This window comes from Amycolatopsis sp. NPDC057786 (genome assembly GCF_042797905.1).
Classification (GTDB): domain Bacteria; phylum Actinomycetota; class Actinomycetes; order Mycobacteriales; family Pseudonocardiaceae; genus Amycolatopsis.
Genome location: NZ_JBHVKW010000018.1, coordinates 1 through 22,765, shown reverse-complemented (window position 1 = coordinate 22,765; position 22,765 = coordinate 1). Strand labels below are relative to the sequence as shown.

18 protein-coding genes, 1 tRNA gene and 1 pseudogene are annotated in these 22,765 nt (G+C 68.8%); 15 read left to right on the top strand and 5 right to left on the bottom strand.

Annotated elements, in window-relative coordinates:
• Positions 1-37: 37 nt before the first annotated feature.
• Together ACFVM3_RS13330 and ACFVM3_RS13325 are read right to left on the bottom strand one after the other, a co-directional pair.
• Positions 38-541 carry a pilin gene (locus tag ACFVM3_RS13330; protein ID WP_378438393.1) on the bottom strand — a complete coding sequence of 168 codons (504 nt, stop codon included), beginning with the start codon at positions 539-541 and terminating at the stop codon, positions 38-40.
• Positions 532-1,554: a hypothetical protein gene (locus ACFVM3_RS13325; protein WP_378438392.1), complete on the bottom strand. Its 1,023-nt coding sequence runs from the start codon at positions 1,552-1,554 to the stop codon at positions 532-534. Before ACFVM3_RS13325 ends, ACFVM3_RS13330 begins: the two co-directional genes overlap by 10 nt.
• Before the next feature lie 533 nt (positions 1,555-2,087).
• Between ACFVM3_RS13325 and ACFVM3_RS13320 the strand changes: the two genes are divergently transcribed.
• The 7 genes and pseudogenes from ACFVM3_RS13320 to ACFVM3_RS13290 form a co-directional block, all read left to right on the top strand.
• A complete protein-coding gene (locus ACFVM3_RS13320; RefSeq protein ID WP_378438390.1) occupies positions 2,088-3,071 on the top strand; it encodes a hypothetical protein in 984 nt (327 codons plus the stop codon).
• Positions 3,064-3,984 carry a DNA methyltransferase gene (locus ACFVM3_RS13315; protein ID WP_378438388.1) on the top strand — a complete coding sequence of 307 codons (921 nt, stop codon included), beginning with the start codon at positions 3,064-3,066 and terminating at the stop codon, positions 3,982-3,984. The genes ACFVM3_RS13320 and ACFVM3_RS13315 overlap by 8 nt, the downstream gene beginning before the upstream one ends.
• A 102-nt stretch (positions 3,985-4,086) precedes the next feature.
• Positions 4,087-4,839 (top strand): recombinase family protein, encoded by a 753-nt coding sequence (locus ACFVM3_RS13310; RefSeq protein ID WP_378438386.1) that lies wholly within the window; start codon positions 4,087-4,089, stop codon positions 4,837-4,839.
• The gene (locus ACFVM3_RS13305) at positions 4,836-6,086 is read left to right on the top strand and encodes a DNA-methyltransferase (RefSeq protein WP_378438384.1); all 1,251 of its coding nucleotides are present in this window, start codon (positions 4,836-4,838) and stop codon (positions 6,084-6,086) included. The genes ACFVM3_RS13310 and ACFVM3_RS13305 overlap by 4 nt, the downstream gene beginning before the upstream one ends.
• Positions 6,087-6,340: 254 nt before the next feature.
• Positions 6,341-7,147, top strand: coding sequence for a DNA-methyltransferase (locus ACFVM3_RS13300; RefSeq protein WP_378438382.1), 807 nt, complete (start codon positions 6,341-6,343; stop codon positions 7,145-7,147).
• Positions 7,148-7,445: 298 nt separating this feature from the next.
• A complete protein-coding gene (locus tag ACFVM3_RS13295) occupies positions 7,446-7,646 on the top strand; it encodes a hypothetical protein (protein ID WP_378438380.1) in 201 nt (66 codons plus the stop codon).
• A pseudogene (locus ACFVM3_RS13290) lies at positions 7,598-8,665 on the top strand (recombinase family protein); the annotation flags it as partial. The gene ACFVM3_RS13295 and the pseudogene ACFVM3_RS13290, both read left to right, overlap by 49 nt.
• An 853-nt stretch (positions 8,666-9,518) precedes the next feature.
• On the opposite strand, the gene ACFVM3_RS13285 reads toward ACFVM3_RS13290, so the two are convergent.
• Positions 9,519-9,594, bottom strand: a tRNA-Arg gene (locus ACFVM3_RS13285).
• A gap of 187 nt (positions 9,595-9,781) precedes the next feature.
• On the opposite strand from ACFVM3_RS13285, the gene ACFVM3_RS13280 reads away from it, so the two are divergent.
• Both ACFVM3_RS13280 and ACFVM3_RS13275 read left to right on the top strand, forming a co-directional pair.
• A complete protein-coding gene (locus ACFVM3_RS13280) occupies positions 9,782-10,906 on the top strand; it encodes an epoxide hydrolase family protein (protein WP_378438378.1) in 1,125 nt (374 codons plus the stop codon).
• Between the two features lie 151 nt (positions 10,907-11,057).
• Positions 11,058-11,975, top strand: a complete 918-nt coding sequence (locus tag ACFVM3_RS13275; protein WP_378438376.1) for a cation diffusion facilitator family transporter — start codon at positions 11,058-11,060, stop codon at positions 11,973-11,975.
• A gap of 228 nt (positions 11,976-12,203) precedes the next feature.
• Here the strand turns inward: ACFVM3_RS13275 and ACFVM3_RS13270 are convergent, their stop codons facing one another.
• Positions 12,204-12,899: a DUF305 domain-containing protein gene (locus tag ACFVM3_RS13270; RefSeq protein WP_378438374.1), complete on the bottom strand. Its 696-nt coding sequence runs from the start codon at positions 12,897-12,899 to the stop codon at positions 12,204-12,206.
• An 8-nt stretch (positions 12,900-12,907) separates the two neighbouring features.
• Positions 12,908-13,708 carry a DUF3105 domain-containing protein gene (locus ACFVM3_RS13265; RefSeq protein WP_378438522.1) on the bottom strand — a complete coding sequence of 267 codons (801 nt, stop codon included), beginning with the start codon at positions 13,706-13,708 and terminating at the stop codon, positions 12,908-12,910.
• A 203-nt stretch (positions 13,709-13,911) separates the two neighbouring features.
• On the opposite strand from ACFVM3_RS13265, the gene argS reads away from it, so the two are divergent.
• The 6 genes from argS to rho all read left to right on the top strand — a co-directional run bounded on the left by argS (position 13,912) and on the right by rho (position 22,686).
• Complete coding sequence (argS, locus tag ACFVM3_RS13260; protein WP_378438372.1) at positions 13,912-15,567, top strand: arginine--tRNA ligase; 1,656 nt, start codon at positions 13,912-13,914, stop codon at positions 15,565-15,567.
• A gap of 6 nt (positions 15,568-15,573) precedes the next feature.
• The gene (gene lysA / locus ACFVM3_RS13255; RefSeq protein WP_378438370.1) at positions 15,574-17,007 is read left to right on the top strand and encodes a diaminopimelate decarboxylase; all 1,434 of its coding nucleotides are present in this window, start codon (positions 15,574-15,576) and stop codon (positions 17,005-17,007) included.
• A 3-nt stretch (positions 17,008-17,010) separates the two neighbouring features.
• Positions 17,011-18,321, top strand: a complete 1,311-nt coding sequence (locus ACFVM3_RS13250) for a homoserine dehydrogenase (protein ID WP_378438368.1) — start codon at positions 17,011-17,013, stop codon at positions 18,319-18,321.
• Positions 18,318-19,379, top strand: coding sequence for a threonine synthase (gene thrC / locus ACFVM3_RS13245; RefSeq protein WP_378438366.1), 1,062 nt, complete (start codon positions 18,318-18,320; stop codon positions 19,377-19,379). Before ACFVM3_RS13250 ends, thrC begins: the two co-directional genes overlap by 4 nt.
• On the top strand, positions 19,376-20,257 hold the full coding sequence (gene thrB, locus ACFVM3_RS13240) for a homoserine kinase (protein ID WP_378438364.1): 882 nt from the start codon (positions 19,376-19,378) through the stop codon (positions 20,255-20,257). Before thrC ends, thrB begins: the two co-directional genes overlap by 4 nt.
• A gap of 419 nt (positions 20,258-20,676) precedes the next feature.
• The gene (gene rho / locus ACFVM3_RS13235) at positions 20,677-22,686 is read left to right on the top strand and encodes a transcription termination factor Rho (RefSeq protein WP_378438362.1); all 2,010 of its coding nucleotides are present in this window, start codon (positions 20,677-20,679) and stop codon (positions 22,684-22,686) included.
• Positions 22,687-22,765: the final 79 nt, after the last annotated feature.

The following is a 22,765-nucleotide window of genomic DNA, read 5'->3' as shown; positions in this document are numbered from 1 at the left end:
GCCGCGATCGCGGCGAGGTCGGGTCTTGGCCATGACCTCAGGCCCCGACAATCCCGCGCAGGATTTCCACGGCGAGCGGCGCTAGTGCCGCCAATCCGTAGCCCCATGCTGCGTTCCTGAAGCACCCTTTCGCCTTCTCTGTTTCGCCGGGGTTGCCTCCGGCCAGGAGGTACCGGACCCCGCCGACAGTCAGGAACACCGTCGCCAGGCCGGCCAGGATTCCGACCAGCCAGTCGCGGATGTTGGTGAAGACCTGATCGACACTGGTCGCGAGCGCGAGAACCTGCGTTGATGCCTGTGCCGCATCCGCGGTGAGCGCGACCGCGCTGAGGACCACCACGGCGATAGACCGGGACATCATGCGGCGCGCGGACGGCGGTTGAGAGGTCCTATGACGTGGCCGTGCGCCACCCGTGCGTGCCACCGGCCGCGAGCAGTTGGTGACGTCCGCGCGAGGCTGTGTCTGATCGGGTGCGTTCGCCGCGTGTGGGCGCGACGGCACGGTGGTCTGCTGGATCTGGGGATGGGGTGTCACGCGCATCGGCGCACCTCCGAAGTCGGCTCGTGCTCGGCGGTACGCGGGGAGCCGGGTGGGATCTCCCCGCACCCCAAGAGGCCGGATTTCGGGTCGTTTTTCGACACCGCCCGTGACGATTTTTTGGAATCGGTCGGCCAGCCGTTGCGCAGACGGCCGCTCACAGCACGTGACAAGTGCGGCTTTTCCTCGGCGGGAGCGTCCGGTGAGTCGACGACCAAAGCGGCGACAGCTGCGTCGGCGACGGGGTCTTCGGAGTCGGTGTTGGCGAGCTGATCGCGCAGCCACGTGACGAGTCGGTCTTCGGCTCGATCACGGGCTTTGAACGCGGTCTTGAGCGCGGTGTTGTGGCGCTGCGCCCAGTCGGTCACCGAGGTTTCGCCGAGCCGTGTCGCCGAGATCAGTTCCGCTTCAGCGGGGGTGAGAATCTGTTCACCGACCGCCCGTGCGAGCACCAAGTCGGGGTGTCCGTACGGCGGGCGCGGCGCCGCGGAGTGATAGCCCGAGCCTGCCGGCATCGGAGCATCGAGCGACTCCTCCAATGCTTCTTGTCCGGCGCGGCGCGCGGCGAAGTGCAGCCGGACCGCGATGGCCGGGTCGGCCAGATCGACCGTCGAGAGCGCGTGAACAAACCCGGCGAGCACGGCCGCGTGCGCGTCCGCGCGATCGCCGCGATACCGCGCTGCCAGCCATCGCGCACTCGAGGCCAGTGACGGCAGCGCCATCCCGACGCACGCCACCGTCCAGGCACCCCCGCGAGCACGGGAGCGCAGCACCAGGTGCGCCCACACATCGTCGCGCGTGCGGGGCGGGCACTGCTTGCTCATCACCCGGTCCCGCAGCTCGTCCAGCGGCACCGGACGCCGCGGCAACCCGGCGAACCGGGCCCCGTGCACGGCCATCGGCTTCGGACCGGTGACCAGCCACCCGAAGGCGTCGCGCGCGGTGTCCAGCGGGAGCCAGTCGTGCCCCTCGTGATCGGGCCGGATAGGTGCGGAAACAGTCTCGTCGTTCGTCATTGATGCGCTCCTGACTGGAGTTGGTGAATCAGCTCCGTCAGGACGCCAGGGCGGCGACAAGAAAAGAACAAGAAAAGAACAATGATGATCTTCTTAGTAGGCGAATCCGGCTACTAAAACTGAAGCCTTGAAGGATTCAGAACCCTCCATGTGGGACGTCGTGCACCGGCGGTGTCCACGATTGCCTTAGTAGCCCTTGGACTGGTCTTTTAAGTGATCCTTAGTAGCAAGCGGCGGGTTCGCCGAGGCGGGTCTGCGGTGGCTCGGCCGGGCCGCTTTGATTCGGGTCGGAAATTCTTCTTGACCCGAGTCGAGGTGATTCGACAGCAGGCGACCCGCATCGTGCTGGGCTCGAATTCTTCCGAACACTGGGAAAGTGTCGGCGTATTCGGAATCGCGTCCCGCTGCGTGCGGCGCAGGGCTTCGGAGTTTGTGAAAAAACTTGGGTGAGCGGTGTCGAAAAACGGCCTCAAAACCCGCCTCTTGGGGTGACTTGGCAGACCACGCCGATCACACCGCGAGGAAGGCCACCGATGACTTCAACACCGCATCCCGAGCCCGGACGCCGTCACCACCGCTTGCCACATCGCGACACGGCGAGCCTCCGCCGCGGCCGGCGCCGCGCGCCACGGACCACACCTGCTACCGCAGCTGCCCGCCGGCCACGTCCGGCGACCTTCTGGCCGTTCGCCGACGCGGAGATGCTGCCCGGCACCGCACTGCTTCCCGGCTGGCTCGGACGCACGATCGTCACCCTCGTGACGACCTACAGTCGCCCCGGCGACCGCGTCCTTCTGCTCACCCCGCCGCCATCCCCGCGTACTCTCGGGCGCGCGTCCGGCGTGGCCCGCAGCGCCGAGGCGTACGTCGGTCTCGCCGAGGCGGTCTGGACCGTTGCCCGGCTCGGTCGCGGCGCCGATACCGCGACCGCGGCGCCCGCCCCCGACTACTCGGCCGAGCACACCGACTCGCCCCGCTGTGTCGGAACTGAGTCGGGGTCGCGACCCCGACTCGGTCGGCTCGGTCTGCACCCGGTGGCCGATCCGCACCCCGACTCCGCATGCCCTCCGCGTCGCGACGGGAACCGACCCCGCGGCGGGTTCGACCTGATCATCACCGCGCTCGATCCGCATGCGACCGACTGGCTCGCGCACGCCGACTGGGACGCCCTGCTCACCCCGCGCGGCCTCCTCGCGACAGTCACACACAGTGATACCTGTGATGGTCGGCTGCGCGATCCGCACGCGACTTTGCTGGACACGCTGGGTAGTCGCGGGTTGCGGTGTCTCGACCACATCGCCGTGCTCACCGCGCCCGTACCGGACACGCCGGATCGCCCCGTCACCGCGGACCGGGCGGGTGCCGCGGCCTCTGCGCCGGACGTCTCGCCGCGCGCGGTCGACGCCGCAGCGCCGCCGCTGCGCCCGGTGCACCACGACCTCGTTCTGCTCGGGCGGTTGTCGCCGGACGCGTCGGACGACGGGGCCCTCGACGGGAGGGAGACCTCGGATGTCTAAGCGCACCGGCACGCAGCTCCCCCGCCCGGCGGGGGAGCGGTCCGAAGGCCCGGTCGTGGCGTCGGTGTGGCCGACCGGGACCGACAGTCTGACGGCCCAACTGAACGAGGGCGGCTACCACGACGCCACCGGTACCGACTCCGCCCTGATGGCCCCGGCGATCGCCCGCTACGCCGTCGCGGCGCTGACCCGGCCCGGTGATGTCGTGCTCGATCCCGACTGCGGAGCGGGCACCACGATCGTCGAAGCGCTGCGAGGTGGACGGCACGCGATCGGGTTGACCGGGCAGCGCCGGTGGTGGCGCTTGGCGCGCACCAACGTCACCGCCACGAAGGCGCACGGGGTGTTCGTCGACGGCATGGTCCTCATCCTCGACCGACGCCCCGGAACGGCCGTCGCCGCGGCCACGGCCGGGCTGACCGGGCGGATCGATCTCCTCCTGACGACCCTGCGACCCGGTCCGGCTGGCGACCTCGATAGTGCGCTGGACCGGTTGCACGGGCTGCTTGCGCAGTACCGGCCGCTGCTGCGTCCGGGCGGGCACGTGGTCATCACCAGTGCCCCGAAGCGCCACCCCGTGCGCCACGACCTGCTCGACGTTCCCAGCCGGATCACCGCGGTCGCCACCGCAGCCGGGCTGGCACCGGTCGCGCGGTGTGTGGCGCTGACTGCAACGGTGCGACGAGGCCGCACGTACACCCGCGCGTCGCTGGCCCAGCGCCGTGCCGCCGCACGAGCTGAACGCGCGCTCGGGCATCCGGTCGCGCTGCCGGCACACCACACCGCGCTGGTGCTCAGGGCCAATCCCGACGCCGCCGATCCGGCTCTGAACCAGTCCCTCCCGGAGCTGCCCGCACCGCCGCGACCACACCGCCCCGGGCGCGGAACACGGCTCGACTCGGTCGCCGCCTGAGTGCGCGCCGCTTCACCTAACACCTGTCGGTGCCCCGCTCGTGAGTGAGCCGACGTGCCACGGCTCGCGACCTCAACCCACCTTGCAGAAGGAGCGAATCTCATGGACATCACCCCGCAACCGGGTCGCCGCCCGCGTCGGGTCTCATCCCGTATCAATCCTCTGCTCTATCCGTTCGTCAGCTATCGCACACGCAGGCCTGAGTCACCCACCGGATGGCGGAGGCTGCGCGAAGCCCTCACTGGATACCCGCTGGCTGCGTATGCGGACGATGACCGGCGCGAGTCTGCCGATCCGGGCGTCGACCTGTATCCGGTGGAGCTGACCAGGCGGTCGCGGCTGGCGCTGTGGCAGCGCACCCGCGACGGTTGGTGGGTAGGCCCCGCACCGTACGGCTACGCCCTGGAACATCACTGGGTGGAGCCGGAGTCCGCTCGTGCGGGATGGCGGCACCGGCTGATCGTTGATCCATTGCGTGCGCCGGTTGTGCCGCTGATCTTCGCCTGGTCGGTACACGAAAACCTCAGCGACCGCGCCATTGCCCGACGTCTTACCGAACAGCAGCATCCCCGCCCGGTCGATCCCGTGTCCGGCCGGGCACGCGCGTGGAACCGCGCGGTGGTGCACACCATCCTGGCCAACCCCGTCTACCTCGGCTACGCCGTGCGTGATCGCACGCTGCGCGGAGTGGAACAGCCGCCGGAAAACTGGACATGGTCGCGGCAGCGCAGCCACCGGGCGCTGGTCGAACCCGCCCTGTTCTGGACTGTCTACAACCGCCGTGCCCGCTGGGGCTCACCGAGCCCGGACACCGACACCACCGGACTCACCGACCAGGGCCGGGAGGCGGCATGACCCAGCATCCGACGAGCACCGCCTACTACCGCGATGAGACGGTCACGCTCTACACCGGCGACGCCACCGCCACCCTCGCCGGCCTGGCGGAAAAGTCGGTGGACTGCGTAGTCACCAGCCCGCCGTACTGGGGGCTGCGCGACTACGGGACCGGCACCTGGGTCGGCGGCGATCCCGACTGCGCCCACCTGGCCGCGGCCGGACGCGGCGGCAACATTTCCCAGTCCAAACATCCGCACCTCACCTATCCCGCGTCGGCGGCGCATCGCGGTGGCGCGCCGCAGCGCTGCCGTCGGTGCGGCGCCCGCCGCGAGGACGACCAACACGGCCTGGAGGCGACCCCGCAAGACTACGTCGACCGGCTCCGAGGTGTCTTCGCGCAGCTGCACCGCGTCCTGGCCGACACAGGCACCGCGTGGCTGAACCTGGGCGACTCCTACTCCGCCGAACCGCCCGGCCACACCGGGGACGCGATGCGTGCCAGCACCTTGTCCGGCCGGAACGCGGCAGCGCCCCTGCGGGAATCGGTGCGCCAGGCCGGGGTGGCACGCACGCGGTCACTGCCGCGGAAGAACCTGGTCGGCATGCCGTGGCGAGTCGCGTTCGCGTTGCAGGCCGACGGCTGGATTCTTCGCAACGCGATCGTGTGGCACAAACCCAACGCCATGCCCGAATCCGTACGCGACAGGGTCTCGAACCGCTACGAGATGCTGTTCCTGCTCAGCAAACAGCAGAAGTACTTCTTCGACCTCGACCCGATACGCGAACCACTCACCCGCCCCGAAGCGGTCGGTGAGGGCATCGTGATCGGCGGCGCGACCAAGGGCCGCCACGGCGGGATCGACGCGACCGCACGCCGCCGCGGCCACAGCGTGTACGGCAAATACCGGAATGCCGATCCGTTCGCCGGGAAAACGCACGGCGACGCAATGCGGCCGACCGGGGCGCGGCACTCCGCCGCGCACCAGCGTGGCAAGAACCCCGGCGACGTCTGGTCCATCACCACCCGTCCCCTCCGCGAAGCGCACTTCGCCGCCTTCCCGATCGACATCCCGTTGCGGTGCATCGCCGCCGGATGCCCGGAGGGCGGCGTCGTGCTCGACCCGTTCAGCGGCGCCACCACCACCGGCATGGCCGCACGACAGCTCAGCCGGTCCTACGTCGGCATCGACCTCAACCCGAAGTTCCACGACATCGGCCTCCGACGCCTAGGCCTCGCAACGGACGAACGGGGGAGGGCTGCGTGAACGCGTCCATCGTGACTCGTCGTCGGTATGACGATGTCAACTTCTGCACCGCTGATGCGGAAGCCGGGATCGCGGAACTGACTGACGACTCGGTCGACTGCCTTGTCACCAGCCCGCCCTCCTGGCGCCTGCGCGACTACGCTCCCGACACCTGGACCGGTGGGCTACCGGGGTGCCGCCACCGCCCGGCCAGCGCCGGAACCGCATCAGCGAACGGCAGCAGCGATCGGCGCCAGTGCCGAGACTGCGGAGCAGTGCGCGAGCACCCGCAGATCGGCCTGGAACCGACCGCGGACGAGTACATCGACACGGTGCGGGCGGTGTTCACTGCGGCGCGCCGCGTGCTCACCCCGCGGGCGACCGTGTGGATCAACCTCGGCGATAGCTACTCCACCAACTCCGACGGCTACTGGTGCACCACACCTGGCCAAGCCGGACAGCCGCACTACCGGCCACGAGCGGACGTGCCACACAAGAACCTGCTCGGCATGCCCTGGCGCCTCGCTTTCGCGCTCCAAGGCGACGGGTGGATTCTGCGGTCGGCGATCGTGTGGCACAAGCCGCACGCCACGCCCACGCCGATCCGCGACCGGCTCGTCACCCGCCACGAGATGCTCTTCCTGTTCGTCACGCAACCGGACTACTACTTCGATCTCGACCCGATCCGCCAGCCCTACACCGGTGACCGCGCCTTGCCCCGCCGAGCCCATCACGGCGGCAACAAGCCGCACAACGCCCGCGGAACCTGGCCCCGCACCCCCGCGCATGGCTGGCGCGGACGCAACCCCGGCAACGTGTGGACCATTCCACCCGACCGATCCCGCGCCGGCCATCCCGCACCGTCCCCGCTGGAGATCCCGCGCCGCTGCATCGCCGCCGGATGCCCGCCGGGAGGCCATGTCCTCGACCCGTTCAGCGGCAGCGGCACCACCGGCGTCGCCGCCCGCGAACTCGGCCGCCGCTTCACCGGCATCGACACCAACCCCGCGTATCACGACATCGCGATACGCCGGATCGCTGGACTCGATTCCGCGGCGGGAGAGAACCCCCTTACCGCGTAACCCACCTCGCCCGCCCGTGACGCGGGCGCTTCGGAGGCCCACTCGTTCGGGGCCTCCGTTTTTCGCCGATCGACGCTACGATTCCAGGCCCGCGACACCCGGGAAAGCTCACTGGGGTGCCGTGTGTGGCGGGAGGAACGACCCGACAAGGAGGCACGATCACATGTCCGTCCTGGCAGCGACCGAGGTCGCCGGCCGCCGGTCCGACGCCGTGCCCGAGCAGATCCGGGCGGCGTTCTACGGACGCGAAAATAGGACGGACACCGATTCCTTCACTCTCGGTCGAGGAGTGTAAGCGGTGGCAGGGGAAACCGAACGCCGCGATGACACCACGGGACTGCTGGTTCCTGGCGAACCACCGGAACTGATCGTAGAAATCCTTACCGTGGAAGGAATCGAGGGGAAACGGCTTGCCGCGCAGCAGGCGCGGGTGCTGTGGGAGGTGACGCAATGGCAGGCCCCGACCAGGTCCGTGCATGGGCTGGACAACGCAGCGTAGGGCCACCGCGAAGCCCGTACGGAAAAGCAGTGGGCGGCGAATCGGTTCCCGTCGCGTCCCGGCCGACATTGCTTCGCTTCGCATGGCTGGGACGTGTGTCCACACGGGACATGCAGGACCCGACCCTGTCCCTGCCGCGCCAGTTGGGCTCGTCGCAACGCGCGCTTCCTGTAGATGGCCTGATCGTCGCCCACTTCTATGACGTCGAATCCGGTCGGATGGACCTCGACGCCCGTGGGAGCGGACGTGCGCACGAACAGTTCGACATCCCGATCCCGCGTGATGGCGGCATCCAAGACCTGCTAGCCGAGGCAGAACGTCCCGATCGGCGATTCGACTACGTCATCTGCGAATCGATCGAACGCACGGCCCGGCACATGTACTACGGCACCACCATCGAGCACCGCCTGGAACGCGCCGGGGTGCGGCTGCTAGCCGCGGACGAGCCATTTCAACTGGCCGCAGTGGACGGTCGCAAACCGAAGACTGCTACGCAGGTGCTCACCCGCCGGGTCAAGCAGAGTATCTCCGAGTTCTACGTCATCGACATGCTGGAGAAGTCCTGGGACGGCTTCGCCATCCACGCCGAGGCGGGATACAACATCGGCAAACCCTGCTACGGCTACCGTGCCCGGCACGTGCCGCACCCTGTCCCCGCCAAACGCGCGAAGGGCGTCAAGAAGACCTTCCTCGAAGTCGATCCTGCGCAGGCACCCACTGTGCGCAAGATCTACAGCTGGCGGATCGACGAACGCCTCGGCTACCAAGCCATCGCAGACAAACTCAACCCGGACCCCGCTAGCTACCCGCCGCCGATCCCTGTCGACCCGAAGCGCGCCGTCGGCCGCTGGACCTACTCGAACGTGCGCGACATCCTCGTCAATCCCAAGTACACCGGGCACATGGTGTGGAACGTGCGCGGACGTAAGTCACGCGGCAACCGCGTCAACCCGGTCGAGGAGTGGATCTGGTCCGCGCAGCCCGTCCATGAACCTCTCGTCACGCTCGAGGACTGGCTGCAAGCTCAAAACGTCAGCGGACACCGGTTCGGCTCGCGCAGCACCGACAACACCAACGTCAACCACCCCCAGACCAAGCGCTCTTACCTGTTACGCACCTACCTGTTCTGCGACGCCTGTGGCCGACGAATGAACGGCAAGACCCGCCGAGGGCACGCCTACTACGTCTGCGCACCGAAGAAGGGGTACGTCCCTGACGGGCATCCCGGCCCCGGGAGTTTCTGGATCCGCGAAGACGCCATCGTCACCAAGCTCAACGAGTTCCTGTCCGCGCACGTCTTCGGCACCTACCGTCGCAGTCTGCTGGGCGACACTGCCCGGGAACTCGGCGCCGCCGCTCAGCACGAGCGGGAACAGCGCGTTGACGCCTTACGCCGCGAGATCGACGAGACCGCTCGCATGATCAAGAACCTGGTCCGCAGTTTCGCGCTGTTCGACAAGCCGACCAAGGAACTCGTTGGTGAGGTCAATAACGAGCGCAACGAACTACACGAACGCAAAACTCAACTAGAAGCCCAGCTTGCCGAGATCGAAGAGGAGAACCGGCAGGCGGCCAACCCTGATCTGCTGGACACCCTGCCGATGGGCGAGGTTCGGATCGAAGAGCTACCCGAGGATGTCGCGCGGCGGCTCTTCGAAGTCCTCCGGCTCGAACTGCGCTACCGCAAGGACGTCAACCAGATCAAGTGCACGGTCACGCTGCTCGGACCGACGGTCCCGGCGGCACGGCAGGCTGCTCATGAGGCCGTCATCTTACCGTTCGACCGTGAGAAGAAGCTCGACCAGCCTGAACGAAACAACAATAAGGACGAGGAGGACGTCATGTCTGACATCTCTCCCGTTCCCATCCTTGTGGTGCCCTCGGCAGGATTCGAACCTGCGACACCTGCCTCCGGAGGGCAGTGCTCTATCCCCTGAGCTACGAGGGCGTTGCCGCCTGAGCGACGTTGAAAGCTTAGCGCATGTCCCCGCAGGGGCTCACGAGTGGTGGTCGTTAACCGGCGCGGAGAACGCGTCCTGTGTCTCTGACCAGGGCTCAAGCTCAAGTGTGGACGTCGGTGCGGAGATCATCGGATCTGCGTAACGTCGGTGTCACCGACGAACCGGGAGGACTCGATGATCGAGCCGTTCGAAGTCCAGACCCCCGAATCCGCCATCGCTGACCTGCGTGCTCGCCTGCGCGCCACGCGCTGGCCCGAGTCAGCCACCGTGGACGACTGGGAGCAGGGGGTTCCGCTGGAGTTCGCGCGGGAGCTGTGCCGGTACTGGGCGGAGGACTACGACTTCGGTTTGGCCGACCGCGTCAACGCTTTCCCTGGTTTCAAGACCACTGTGGACGGTCTCGGGATCCACTTCCTGCACGTTCGCTCGCCGGAGCCGGACGCGACGCCGCTCGTGCTCACGCACGGCTGGCCAGGATCGGTCGTGGAGTTCCTCGACGTGCTCGGACCGCTGACCGACCCCTCCGCACACGGGGGTGATCCGGCGGACGCGTTCCATGTCGTGGCGCCGTCGCTGCCGGGGTTCGGCTGGAGCGACAAGCCGGCGTCGACGGGGTGGAACGTCGAGCGCATCGCGCGGGCCTGGGACGAGCTGATGGGGCGGCTCGGCTACGAGCGCTACGCCGCGCAGGGCGGTGACTGGGGTGCCGGAGTGACGAACATGCTCGCCAGGGTCGCGCCGGAACGGCTGATCGGTGTCCACGTCAACATGGCGGGGGTCCCGTACGACGAAGCCGTGCTGGGTGAACCGACGGCTGAGGAGAAGGCTGCGATCGCCGACCTCGCGCGATTCCGCGAGGTCGGGTCCGCGTACGCACGTCAGCAGGCCACGCGGCCGCAGACGCTCGGTTACGGCCTCACCGACTCGCCCGCGGGGCAGGCGGCGTGGATCGCGGAGAAGTTCCGGGAGTGGACCGACAACGACGGCTCGCCGGAGACCGTGCTGTCCTGGCGGCAGATGCTCGACGCGATCTCCGTCTACTGGTTCACCGCGACGGCGGCCTCGTCGGCGCGGATCTACTGGGAGAACACGAAGCAGGACGTCTCGGCCGTTGAAGTTCCTTCGGGTATCTCGATCTTCCCGCGCGAGATCATCCGGCCGTCGCGGCGCTGGGCGGAGCTGCGCTACACCGATCTTCGCTGGTACGAGGTGCTGGCCGAGGGCGGTCACTTCGCCGCTTTCGAGCAGCCCGAGGCCTTCGTCGGCCAGCTGCGGGGGTTCTTCCGGTCCCTTCGGTAGCGGTGCGTGGCGAGTCCAGGTTTCGGGAAGGCCCTCCTGGGGGATGGCTTCCGTGTGTGGCTTAAGACATGGTGAACTTAGGCTCACCTGTATTGCACATATGCGCATGTGACAATATATTCGGCCTGTCGACTTCACGAGAGGCGGAGCAATGGGTCACGGGCACGGGCATGGAACGGCCTCGCCGTCGAGCGCGTCAGGCCGCTACCTCAAGAGCCTGACGATCGCGCTGGTCATCGGCGCCGGCTTCATGGTCATGGAGTTCGTCGTCGGGTTCGCCACCGGCTCGCTCGCGCTGATCTCCGACGCCGCGCACATGTTCACCGACGTCCTCGGTGTCGGCATGGCGCTGGCGGCCATCCTGCTCGCCCGGCGCAGCGGCCCGACGCTGACCAGGACGTTCGGGTTCTACCGCGCCGAAGTGCTCGCGGCACTGGCCAACGCCATCCTGTTGTTCGGCGTCGCGGGCTATGTCCTGGTGGAGGCCATCGGCCGGATCAGCGATCCGCCCGTCGTACCCGGCCTTCCCGTCCTGCTGGCCGCGGCGGCGGGACTCGTCGCGAACATCGTCTCCTTCCTGGTCCTGCGCAAGGGCGCGGAGGAGAGCATCAACGTCCGCGGCGCCTACCTCGAAGTCCTCGCCGACCTCATCGGCTCCGTGGGTGTGCTGCTGAGCGGCGCGATCACGCTGCTGACCGGCTGGCGCTACGCCGACCCGATCATCGGTGTCGCGATCGGCCTGTTCGTCCTGCCCCGCACCTACGCCCTCGCCCGCCGCGCGCTGCGGATCCTGTTCCAGCACGCGCCGAAGGGCGTCGACGTCGCCGGGATCCAGGCCGAGCTCGGCGGGCTGAAGGGCGTCGAGGACGTCCACGACCTGCACGTCTGGACCCTGACTTCGGGTATGGAGGTCGCTTCGGCGCACCTCACCATCGCGCCGACCGTGGAGCAGGCCGAGGTGCTGACCGAGGCGCAGAACCTCCTGGCGAACCGCTACTCGATCGAGCACGCGACCCTGCAGATAGAAGTGCCCCAATGCGCCAAACGCTGCCAGGAACTCTCCTGGTGACCCCCTGACGCGTTTCGTCCTCTGAATGCGGTAGTTGGTAAAGCGAACCACCGCATTCAGAGGACGAAACGCGTCAGGGGCAGGGCGTCTGTCGTGACGAGCGGCGCGACTGTGTGGATTTCGGGTCGTCTGACGCACCAAAATCCACACAGTGCCCCCGGTTGGGCCGCCTGAATGCGGTGGTTGGTAAAGCGAACTACCGCATTCAGAGGACGAAACGCAGGGGTGTCAGGCGGGCAAGGGAGCCGCACCGCGCTCCTGAAGGAGCCCCTTCATCAAGTTGATCTCGGCGCCCTGCGAAACCAGCATGCTCTGCGTCAGCGACTTCACGTCCGCGATCGACGTGTGATCGTGGCCGTACTGCGCCATCTCGGTCCCGCCCTCGTGGTGCCGCAGCATGAGCTGGAGGAAGAAGACGTCCATCTCCTTGCCGGTCAGCGACCGCAGTTTGGCCAGTTCGGCCGAAGTCGCCATCCCGGGCATCGGCGCGCCGTTCGACGGCTTCATGTCGCCGCCGTGCCCGCCGTGGCCGGACATCGGCTCGGTCATCCACGTCATGTAGGCGCCGGTCGTCTGCTCTGGCTGGCCCCACAGGCCCAGCCAGCCCTTCATCCGGCCGACCTGGCCGGTCTGCGTGCGCTCGATGTCGAACGCGAGGGTCTTGATCGCCTGATCGGTCGTGTGGTCCCGCGCCCAGCCCGCCATGGTGACGGCCTGGAGGTGGTGCACCGACATGTCCTGCGCGAAGCCGACCTCGACCGAACCCGCGCCCGGCGTCGCCTGCTCCGGCTCGGAGTCGATCAGCCTGGTCGTCAGCGCGCCGAGGCCGAAGCCGACGATCAGCATGACGACCAAGGCGGCCCCGATCACCAGCCATCGGCTCTTGACCGACCGTGAGACTTCGTCCTGGGGATCGGGGTCCACTTGGCTCACTACTTGCTCGCGGGCGCCGAGGGCTGGGTGGCGGGCGCGGAAGGCACGCCGCTCTGGCCGGTGCCGGGCTGGTCCTGCTCCGTGCCCGCGGTGCCCTTGTAGTCCATCGGCTTCGCGTCCGGCCCCGGCGGGGTCGGGTCGAAGTCGCCCGGCTCGATCTGCGCGTCGCAGGTGGCGTCACGCTCGGGGTACGCGCCGAAGGGGTTGGTCCGCAGCGCGGCGACGAACTGGTCGATCCGCTCGTCGGATGCGGAGTCCAGCTTCAGCTGGTGGCCCCAGGACTGCACGGAGATCGGCTTGTCCAGGTTCGGGTACGGCGACATCACCATGTACGGCTTGCCCTCGACGCGCACCTTCAGCAGGTCCAGCGCCTCGCCGGTGATCTGCTGCGGGTTGTAGGCGATCCAGACCGCGCCGTGCTCGAGACCGTGGACCATGTTCTCGTTGCGGACGGCCTTTTCGTAGACGACGCCGTTGCACGCGGCCCAGGCCTGGTCGTGCGGGCCGCCGAAGGGCGGGGTCTTGTCGTAGGCGACCCGCTCCGCGGCCGAGACGTGCACGGAGCCCTCGTAGGTGGCCGTGGTCACGCCGGGGATCCGCTTCGAGGGGTCCGGGTCCTGCTGCGAGGGCGCGAAGGCGGCCGCGGCCTCCTCGCGGGTCTTCTGATCACGCTTCGGCGCGGAAGCGACCATGTAATAGGTGACCACCGAGGCCGCCAGGACGACGATCGCGACGACGGCGATGATCGTGCCCCAGGGCGTGCCCTTCTTGGACACGACGGAACTACGGGCGGCCTTCATGGCGTTCTTCGACGACGCGCCCTTTTTTCTGGTTGTCCCGTTAGCCATGGCTCCTGCGTTCTCCAAAGGGGGTGGTCCCTGCGCGGGCCAGTGTAGAGACCGCGCGTCTGATCACCGTGAACAGCCGTAAGATCACCGGCTTGGCTCACACCTTCCGGCGGTCGCTGCGAAGCCCGGACCAGGTCACACCTAGAATTCCGCGAGTGACTCCCGCAGCTCTCGCCGACCTGGTCCGTAACTCCGCCGTGCAGGTTCTCACCGCGCGCGGCCTCGACGATTCCGTGCTGCCGGAGAAGGTGACGATCGAGCGTCCCCGCAATCCCGAGCACGGCGATTACGCGACCAACCTGGCGCTGCAGGTGGCCAAGAAGGCCGGGATGAAGCCCCGCGACTTCGCCGACGCGCTGGCCGAGGCGCTCTCGGCCACCGACGGCATCGAGTCGGCCGAGGTCGCCGGGCCGGGGTTCCTCAACCTGCGGCTCGCCGCCGACGCGCAGGGCCAGATCGTCCAGCAGGTGCTCGACGCCGGTGAGAAGTACGGCCTCGGCGACGCGCTGGCGGGCGTCAAGATCAACCTCGAATTCGTCTCGGCGAACCCGACCGGCCCGATCCACCTCGGCGGCACCCGCTGGGCCGCGGTCGGTGACGCGCTGGGCCGCGTGCTGTCCGCGCAGGGCGGCCAGGTCACCCGCGAGTACTACTTCAACGACCACGGCGCGCAGATCGACCGCTTCGTCCGGTCCCTGATCGCCGCGGCCAAGGGCGAGCCCGCCCCCGAGGACGGCTACGCGGGCGGTTACATCAACGACATCGCCGCCGAGGTCATCCGCCAGGAGCCGAGCGCGCTCTCGCTGCCCGACGACGAGCGGGCCGAGACCTTCCGCCGGGTCGGCATCGAGCTGATGTTCACCGAGATCAAGCAGAGCCTGCACGATTTCGGCACCGATTTCGACGTCTACTTCCACGAGAACTCGCTGCACGAGTCCGGCGCCGTCGCGTCCTCGGTCCAGCAACTGAAGGACTCCGGGAACCTGTACTTCGAGGACGGAGCCTGGTGGCTCAAGTCCAAGGAGCACGGCGACGACAAGGACCGCGTCGTCATCAAGAAGGACGGCAACCCGGCCTACATCGCCGGTGACCTCGCCTACTTCCAGGACAAGCGCAAACGCGGCTTCGACCTCTGCATCTACATGCTCGGCGCGGACCACCACGGCTACATCGCCCGCCTGAAGGCCGCCGCGGCCGCCTTCGGCGACGACCCGGCCGTGGTCGAGGTGCTGATCGGCCAGATGGTCAACCTGGTGTCCGAGGGCAAACCCGTCCGGATGAGCAAGCGCGCGGGCACCGTGATCACCATGGAGGACCTGGTCGGCACCGTCGGCGTCGACGCGGCCCGCTACGAGCTGATCCGCTACTCGGTCGATTCCACTTTGGACATCGACCTCGACCTGCTGCGCAAGCATTCCAACGACAACCCGGTCTACTACGTCCAGTACGCCCACGCGCGGCTGGCCTCGTTGCAGCGCAACGCTTCCGACCTGGGCCTGAAATCCGATGGCGAAGTGGACCTCGGCCTGCTTACGCTGCCCGCCGAGGGCGATCTGATCCGCACGATCGGCGAATTCCCGACCGTCCTCCGCCGGGCCGCACAGCTGCGTGAACCGCACCGCGTCGCCCGGTACCTCGAAGAACTCGCCGGCGCGTACCACAAGTTCTACACCGTGGGCCGTGTTCTTCCCCAGGGCGACGAGGAGGCCACCCCCCTCACGTTCGCCCGGCTCGCGCTGTGCCAGGCCGCCCGCCAGGTGCTGGCGAACGGCCTCAACGTGCTCGGTGTCTCTGCTCCGGAACGGATGTAACGAAGAATGGCTCACCCCGCGGGCCCCCGCCACGCCGACGTCTACCCCCACGCCGACGCCTCCGGTTTCCCGCCGTCGAGTCCGGAAGAACTCGACAGGCTGTACCCGAAAGTCTGGCCCCGCAACACTTTCCGCGGCGGTGACGGCGTCGTCCGCATCGCCGGTGTCGACGTCCGCGAGCTCGCCGAGAAGTACGGCACGCCGCTGTTCGTCGTCGACGAGGCCGACTTCAAGTCCCGGTGCGCCGACTACGCCGAGGCGTTCGACGACCCGGCGCTCGTGCACTACGCGTCCAAGGCGTTCCTGTCCATCGAGATCGCCCGCTGGGTGGCCGAGCAGGGGCTGAGCCTGGACGTCTGCAGTGGCGGCGAGCTCGCCGTCGCGCAGCGCGCGGACTTCCCGGCGGAGCGGATCACCTTCCACGGCAACAACAAGTCGCTGCCCGAACTGGAAGCCGCCGTCGAAGCGGGCGTCGGCACGGTCGTGGTCGACTCCTACTACGAGATCGCGCGGCTGGCCGACGTCGCCGCCCGGCACGACGTCGTGCAGAACGTCCTCATCCGGGTGACCGTCGGCGTCGAGGCGCACACCCACGAGTTCATCGCGACCGCGCACGAGGACCAGAAGTTCGGTTTCTCGCTGGCCTCCGGTGACGCGGCCGAGGCCGTGCGCCGCGTGCTCAACGCGCCGTCGCTGAAGCTGATCGGCCTGCACAGCCACATCGGTTCGCAGATCTTCGACGCCGACGGTTTCGAGGTCGCCGCCCGCCGCGTGGTCGGCCTGCTGGCCGAACTCGCCAAGGAGCACGGCACCGAGCTGCTCGACCAGCTGTCGATCGTCGACCTCGGCGGTGGTTTCGGTATCGCCTACACCGACAAGGACAACCCGCCGCCGCCCGCGCAGATGATCACGCAGATCCGCGAGATCGTCCGCAAGGAATGCGAGTACGCGGGCCTTCCGGTGCCGAAGATCGCCGGCGAGCCGGGCCGTGCCATCGCCGGTCCCGGCACGATCACGCTGTACGAGGTCGGCACCATCAAGGACGTCTCGCTCGGCGACCAGGCCGCCCGCCGCTACGTCAGCGTCGACGGCGGCATGAGCGACAACATCCGCACCGCGCTCTACGACGCCGTGTACGACTGCCGTCTCGTATCCCGGTCCGCGGACGACGACGGGGACGGCCAGGCCGCCGCCGCGCTGTCCCGGGTCGTGGGAAAACACTGTGAGTCCGGCGACATCGTCGTCCGTGACTGCTGGCTCCCGGACACCCTTGCTCCCGGCGACCTGCTCGCCGTGGCGGCCACCGGGGCGTACTGCTACTCGATGGCCAGCGGGTACAACCGGCAGCCGCGGCCCGCGGTGGTGGCCGTGCGCAACGGCAGCGCCCGCGTGCTGCTGCGGCGGGAGACGACGGACGACATGCTGCGCCTGGAGGTCTAGCAAGTGTCTACTGTGGACGAACGCGTGATCAGGGTCGCCCTGCTGGGCTGCGGGACGGTCGGCGGCGAGGTCGTCCGGCTGCTCACCGAGCAGGCCGGGGAACTCGCGGCGAGGGCGGGCGCCAGGGTGGAGCTGGCCGGGATCGCGGTGCGGCGCCCCGACAAACACCCCGAGCTGCCGCCGGAACTGGTCACCTCCGACGTGACGAAGCTCGTGACCTCCCCGGACGTCGACGTCGTCGTCGAGCTGGTCGGCGGTATCGAGCCGGTGCGGGAGTGGCTGCTCGACGCGCTCAAGGCCGGGAAATCCGTTGTCACGGCGAACAAAGCGCTGCTGGCCGAGCATTCCGCGGAGCTGTTCGAGGCCGCCGACGCGGCGGGCGTGGACCTGTACTTCGAGGCGGCCGTGGCCGGGGCGATCCCGTTGCTGCGCCCGCTGCGCGAATCGCTGGCCGGTGACCGCATCACCCGCGTGATGGGCATCGTCAACGGCACCACCAACTACATCCTCTCCGCGATGGACTCCACCGGCGCCGGTTACGCGGAAACGCTGGAAGAGGCCAGCAGGCTCGGTTACGCGGAGGCGGACCCGACCGCCGACGTCGACGGGTACGACGCGGCGTCCAAGGCCGCGATCCTCGCCTCGCTCGCGTTCCACACCCGGGTGACCGCGTCCGACGTGCACCGCGAAGGTATCGCCGACGTCACCGCGTCGGATCTCGCCGCGGCGAACGTCTTGGGCCGCACGGTGAAACTGCTCGCCATCTGCGAGCGCGTGACCGCCGACGACGGCACCGAGTCGGTTTCGGCGCGCGTGCATCCGGTGATGATCCCGCGCAACCACCAGCTCGCCGGAGTCGGCGGCGCGTACAACGCCGTCTACGTCGAGGCCGACGCGGCCGGTGAGCTCATGTTCTACGGTCAGGGCGCCGGTGGCGCGCCGACCGCGAGTGCCGTGCTCGGCGACCTCGTCGCGGTGGCTCGAAACCGGGTCGTCGGCGGCCGCGGCCCGCGCGAATCCGCGCACGCCGCGCTCCCGGTCAGGCCGATGGGCCAGACGCCGACGCGGTACCACGTCAGTCTCGACGTGGCCGATCGAGCGGGCGTCCTCGCCCAGGTGGCCCAGGCGTTCGCCGGGCACGGCGTCAGCATCGCCGCGGTGCGGCAGCGCGACGCGAACGACACGGCCAGCCTGGTCGTGGTCACCCACCTGGCGCCGGACGCGGCATTGCGGTCCACTGTGGACGACATTGCCGAACTCGATGTGGTGAACCAGGTCGTCAGTGTGATGCGTGTGGAAGGCGAAGACCAGTGATTTCCCAACCGTGGCCGGGGATCATCCAGGCTTACCCGGACCGGATCCCGGTCCCCTCCGGCGCGAAGGTGATCACGCTCGGCGAAGGCAACACGCCGCTGCTGCCCGCCCCGCACCTCTCGGAACTGACCGGCTGCGAGGTCCACCTCAAGGTCGAGGGCGTGAACCCGACCGGGTCGTTCAAGGACCGCGGGATGACCGTGGCCATCACGCACGCGCTCGCCAGCGGGCTCCAGGCGGTCATCTGCGCCTCCACCGGCAACACCTCGGCGTCGGCCGCGGCGTACGCGGCCCGTGCCGGGCTCACCTGCGCGGTCCTCGTCCCGCAGGGCAAGATCGCGATGGGCAAACTGGCGCAGGCCGTGCAGCACGGCGCGCGGATCCTGCAGGTGGACGGCAACTTCGACGACTGCCTCGAACTCGCGCAGAAGACCGCGATCGACTACCCGGTGACCCTGGTCAACTCGGTGAACCCGGTGCGCATCGCCGGCCAGAAGTCGGCCGCGTTCGAGATCTGCGACGTCCTCGGCCGGGCGCCGGACATCCACTGCCTTCCCGTCGGCAACGCGGGCAACATCACCGCCTACTGGGCCGGGTACTCCGAGTACGCGGGTGATGGTGTGGTGAAGAACACCCCGCGCATGTTCGGGTTCCAGGCGGCCGGTGCCGCGCCTCTCGTGCACGGCGAGCCGGTGGCCGATCCGGACACCATCGCGACCGCGATCCGCATCGGCAGCCCCGCGTCGTGGGACGGCGCGATGAAGGCGAAGAACGCGTCCGCCGGCCTGTTCGAAGCGATCACCGACGAGAAGATCCTCGAGGCGTACCGGCTGCTCGCCCGCAAGGAAGGCGTGTTCGTCGAGCCCGCTTCGGCGACCAGTGTCGCGGGCCTGCTCGCCACGGCCGCCGACGGACGCCTGCCGAAGGGCTCGACCGTCGTGTGCACCGTCACCGGACACGGTCTGAAGGATCCGGCCACGGCCTTGGAGGGCAACGTCGAGGTCGAGCCGCTCGCCGTCGACCCGACCGCCGTCGCCGCCGCGCTGGACCTGCGATGACGCTGATCGAGGTCAAGGTCCCGGCGTCGTCGGCGAACCTCGGCCCGGGATTCGACTCGCTCGGCCTCGCGCTGGCGTTGTACGACCGGGTCGAACTCCGGATCACCGACGCCGGCCTCAAGATCGAGGTGATCGACGTCGGCGCGGGCGGCGTGGACGACGTCCCGACCGACGAGTCGCACCTGGTCGTCCGCGCTTTCCGGCGCGGTTGCGAGCATCTCGGCGTCCGGCCGCCGGGCCTGCACCTGCGTTGTTTCAACGCCATCCCGCACGCTCGGGGCCTCGGGTCGTCCGCGTCCGCCGTCGTGACCGGTGTCGCTGCGGCGTACGCGCTGGCTGAGAAGGCCCTGGACGACGACGCGCTGCAGCTGGCCGCCGGGTTCGAGGGACACGCCGACAACGCCGCGGCGAGCCTGCTGGGCGGCTTCGTGGTGGCCTGGACCGAGGGCGAGCGGTTCCGCGCCGAACGGCTCCAGCCGCACCACGACATCCGGCCCGTGGTCGCCGTCCCGGCGCTGCGGTCCTCGACCGACGCCACCCGCGGGCTGCTTCCCGCCCAGGTCCCGCACGCCGACGCGGCGTTCACGGCGGGCCGCGCGGCGCTCGCGGTCCACGCGCTCACCTCGCGCCCGGACCTGTTGCTCTCCGCGACCGAAGATCGGCTCCATCAGCATTACCGGGCGCCCGCGTACCCGGCGAGCAGCGAACTGGTGCGCGCGCTGAGGGCCGAAGGAGTGGCCGCGGCCATCTCCGGCGCAGGTCCGACCGTGCTCGCGCTGACCACCGGGGGAATACTCCCGGCAGGCGTCGACGTTACGTCTTTCGACGTCACCGAGCTGCCGATCGATCCGGGCGGCGTTCAGGTTGCGGCTCAGTAAAGCCTCGGTCACATGCGAGAGCCTCGCCCCGCCACGCGGGGGGTGGTTGTTGCACCCGGCCGTGGCGCGGTCTACCCTCGGGGGCGTTCGATCACCGTGCGTTTCCGCACCCGGTGCCGGTCCAGGTGACCAGTGTCATCCTTGGCCCGCATCCTTCGTTGATCCGCCAGTTCCGTACACCGCCTGGCAAGCGGGGAGTAGCGGATGGACGCAGGCGGGTTCCCGGTTCCGGCGGTGCCGAATTCCGCTTCCTCCGTTTGGAGGACGCAAATCCCTGTGCTGGAGGCCTTCTAGCTGTGTTCGACACGGCCGAGGAGCTGATCGCCCGTATCGGGGGCCAATTACGCCGTTTCGCAATCGGACGCGAGCGGCGGTCCGCTGATCCACCTGGAGGCGTGGATCGGTCAGGAAGGACATTTGTGAGCAACACCGATCTTTTGAGCGACGTCGAAGGTGGCGCCGCCGAGTCGAACGGCGCCGTGGCTCCCAAGCGCACGGTCGGCGGATTGACCGGCAAGACCGTCGCCGAGCTGCGCTCGATCGCTGGGGACCTTGGCATCGGCGAGACCACGGGTATGCGCAAGGGCGATCTGATCGCGGCCATCCGCGAGCGCCAGGGCAAGACCAAGCGCAAGACCCCCGCCGCGGCGAGCGAAACGCTTCCGCTCGAGGGCATCGATGCACCGCGCAAGGCCCCCAAGGCCGAAGCGCCCAAGACGGAGGCCCCGAAGCAGGAGACCCCGAAGGCCGAAGCCGCTCCGGCCGAGGCTCCTCGCGCCGAGAAGGCCGAGAAGACCGAAAAGGTCTCGGAGAACGGTTCCGCGCCCGCCGCCGAGCGGCCGGCGCAGCAGGAGAACGGGACCCAGCAGGACGGCCAGCCGCAGCAGGAAGAGGGCGGCCGCAACCGTCGTCGCCGCGGCTCCAACCGTGCCGCGGGTTCGCCCGAGCAGGGTGGTCAGCAGCGTGAGCGCGGTGAACAGCGTGAGCGTGGCGAGCGCGGTGACCAGCGTGAACGCGGTGACCGGGGTGACCGCAACGAGCGCGGCGACCGCGGTGAGCAGGGCGGCAACCGTCAGGGCAACCGCGACGGCCGTGGCCAGGACAACCGCCAGCGCAACCAGCAGGGCGGCGGCCAGGACAACAGCCAGCGCCAGGGCCAGGGCCCGCAGGGCGACGACGACGAGGAAGGCGGCCGCCGCGGCCGTCGCTTCCGCGACCGTCGCCGCCGCGGTTCCGGCGGTGGCCGTGAACAGGGCGGTTCGCCCGACACCGAGATCCGCGAGGACGACGTCCTGCTGCCCGTCGCGGGCATCCTGGACGTGCTCGACAACTACGCGTTCGTGCGTACGTCGGGTTACCTCGCCGGGCCGAACGACGTGTACGTCTCGCTTTCGCTGGTCCGCAAGTACGGCCTGCGCCGCGGTGACGCCATCACCGGTGTCGTGCGCCAGCCGCGTGACGGCGAGCAGCAGCGGCAGAAGTTCAACCCGCTGGTGCGCGTCGACTCGATCAACGGCCTGGACCCGGACGAGTCCAAGCGTCGTCCCGAGTTCACCAAGCTGACGCCGCTGTACCCGAACGAGCGGCTGCGCCTCGAGACCGAGCCGCACAAGCTCACCACCCGCGTCATCGACCTGGTGATGCCGGTGGGCAAGGGGCAGCGTGCCCTGATCGTGTCGCCGCCGAAGGCGGGCAAGACGACGATCATGCAGGACATCGCGAACGCGATCTCGACGAACAACCCCGAGTGCCACCTGATGGTCGTGCTCGTGGACGAGCGTCCGGAAGAGGTCACCGACATGCAGCGGTCGGTGAAGGGTGAGGTCATCGCCTCGACCTTCGACCGCCCGCCGTCCGACCACACCTCGGTCGCGGAGCTGGCCATCGAGCGGGCCAAGCGCCTGGTCGAGATGGGCCACGACGTCGTCGTGCTGCTCGACTCGATCACCCGTCTGGGCCGTGCGTACAACCTGGCGGCCCCGGCGTCCGGCCGGATCCTCTCCGGTGGTGTCGACTCGACGGCGCTGTTCCCGCCGAAGCGGTTCCTCGGCGCGGCGCGCAACATCGAGAACGGCGGTTCGCTGACGATCTTCGCCACGACGATGGTCGAAACCGGATCCACCGGTGACACGGTCATCTTCGAAGAGTTCAAGGGCACCGCGAACGCGGACCTCAAGCTCGACCGGAAGATCGCCGAGCGGCGCGTGTTCCCCGCGGTGGACATCAACCCGTCCGGTACCCGCAAGGAAGACCTGCTGCTTTCGCCGGACGAGCTCGCGGTCACCCACAAGCTGCACCGGGTGCTGCACGCGCTGGACTCGCAGCAGGCCATCGACCTGCTGATCTCGCGACTGCGCAAGACGAAGACCAACATCGAGTTCCTCATGCAGGTCTCGAAGACGGCCCTCGGCTCGAACGACGACGACTGATCTTTTCGGTCGGTCAGTACATGAAGGCCCCCTTCCTTGCGCTGGACGCAAGGAAGGGGGGCTTCATGTACCCCGGGGC

Excerpts from the sequence above, each read along its gene's own strand:
- lysA (WP_378438370.1), top strand. The coding sequence starts at position 15,574 with ATGGCTCACCCCGCGGGCCCCCGCCACGCCGACGTCTACCCCCACGCC.
- ACFVM3_RS13280 (WP_378438378.1), top strand. The coding sequence starts at position 9,782 with ATGATCGAGCCGTTCGAAGTCCAGACCCCCGAATCCGCCATCGCTGAC.
- ACFVM3_RS13330 (WP_378438393.1), bottom strand. The coding sequence starts at position 541 with ATGCGCGTGACACCCCATCCCCAGATCCAGCAGACCACCGTGCCGTCG.
- ACFVM3_RS13310 (WP_378438386.1), top strand. The coding sequence starts at position 4,087 with ATGGACATCACCCCGCAACCGGGTCGCCGCCCGCGTCGGGTCTCATCC.
- thrB (WP_378438364.1), top strand. The coding sequence starts at position 19,376 with ATGACGCTGATCGAGGTCAAGGTCCCGGCGTCGTCGGCGAACCTCGGC.
- ACFVM3_RS13320 (WP_378438390.1), top strand. The coding sequence starts at position 2,088 with ATGACTTCAACACCGCATCCCGAGCCCGGACGCCGTCACCACCGCTTG.
- ACFVM3_RS13265 (WP_378438522.1), bottom strand. The coding sequence starts at position 13,708 with ATGAAGGCCGCCCGTAGTTCCGTCGTGTCCAAGAAGGGCACGCCCTGG.
- ACFVM3_RS13315 (WP_378438388.1), top strand. The coding sequence starts at position 3,064 with ATGTCTAAGCGCACCGGCACGCAGCTCCCCCGCCCGGCGGGGGAGCGG.
- ACFVM3_RS13325 (WP_378438392.1), bottom strand. The coding sequence starts at position 1,554 with ATGACGAACGACGAGACTGTTTCCGCACCTATCCGGCCCGATCACGAG.
- ACFVM3_RS13305 (WP_378438384.1), top strand. The coding sequence starts at position 4,836 with ATGACCCAGCATCCGACGAGCACCGCCTACTACCGCGATGAGACGGTC.
- ACFVM3_RS13275 (WP_378438376.1), top strand. The coding sequence starts at position 11,058 with ATGGGTCACGGGCACGGGCATGGAACGGCCTCGCCGTCGAGCGCGTCA.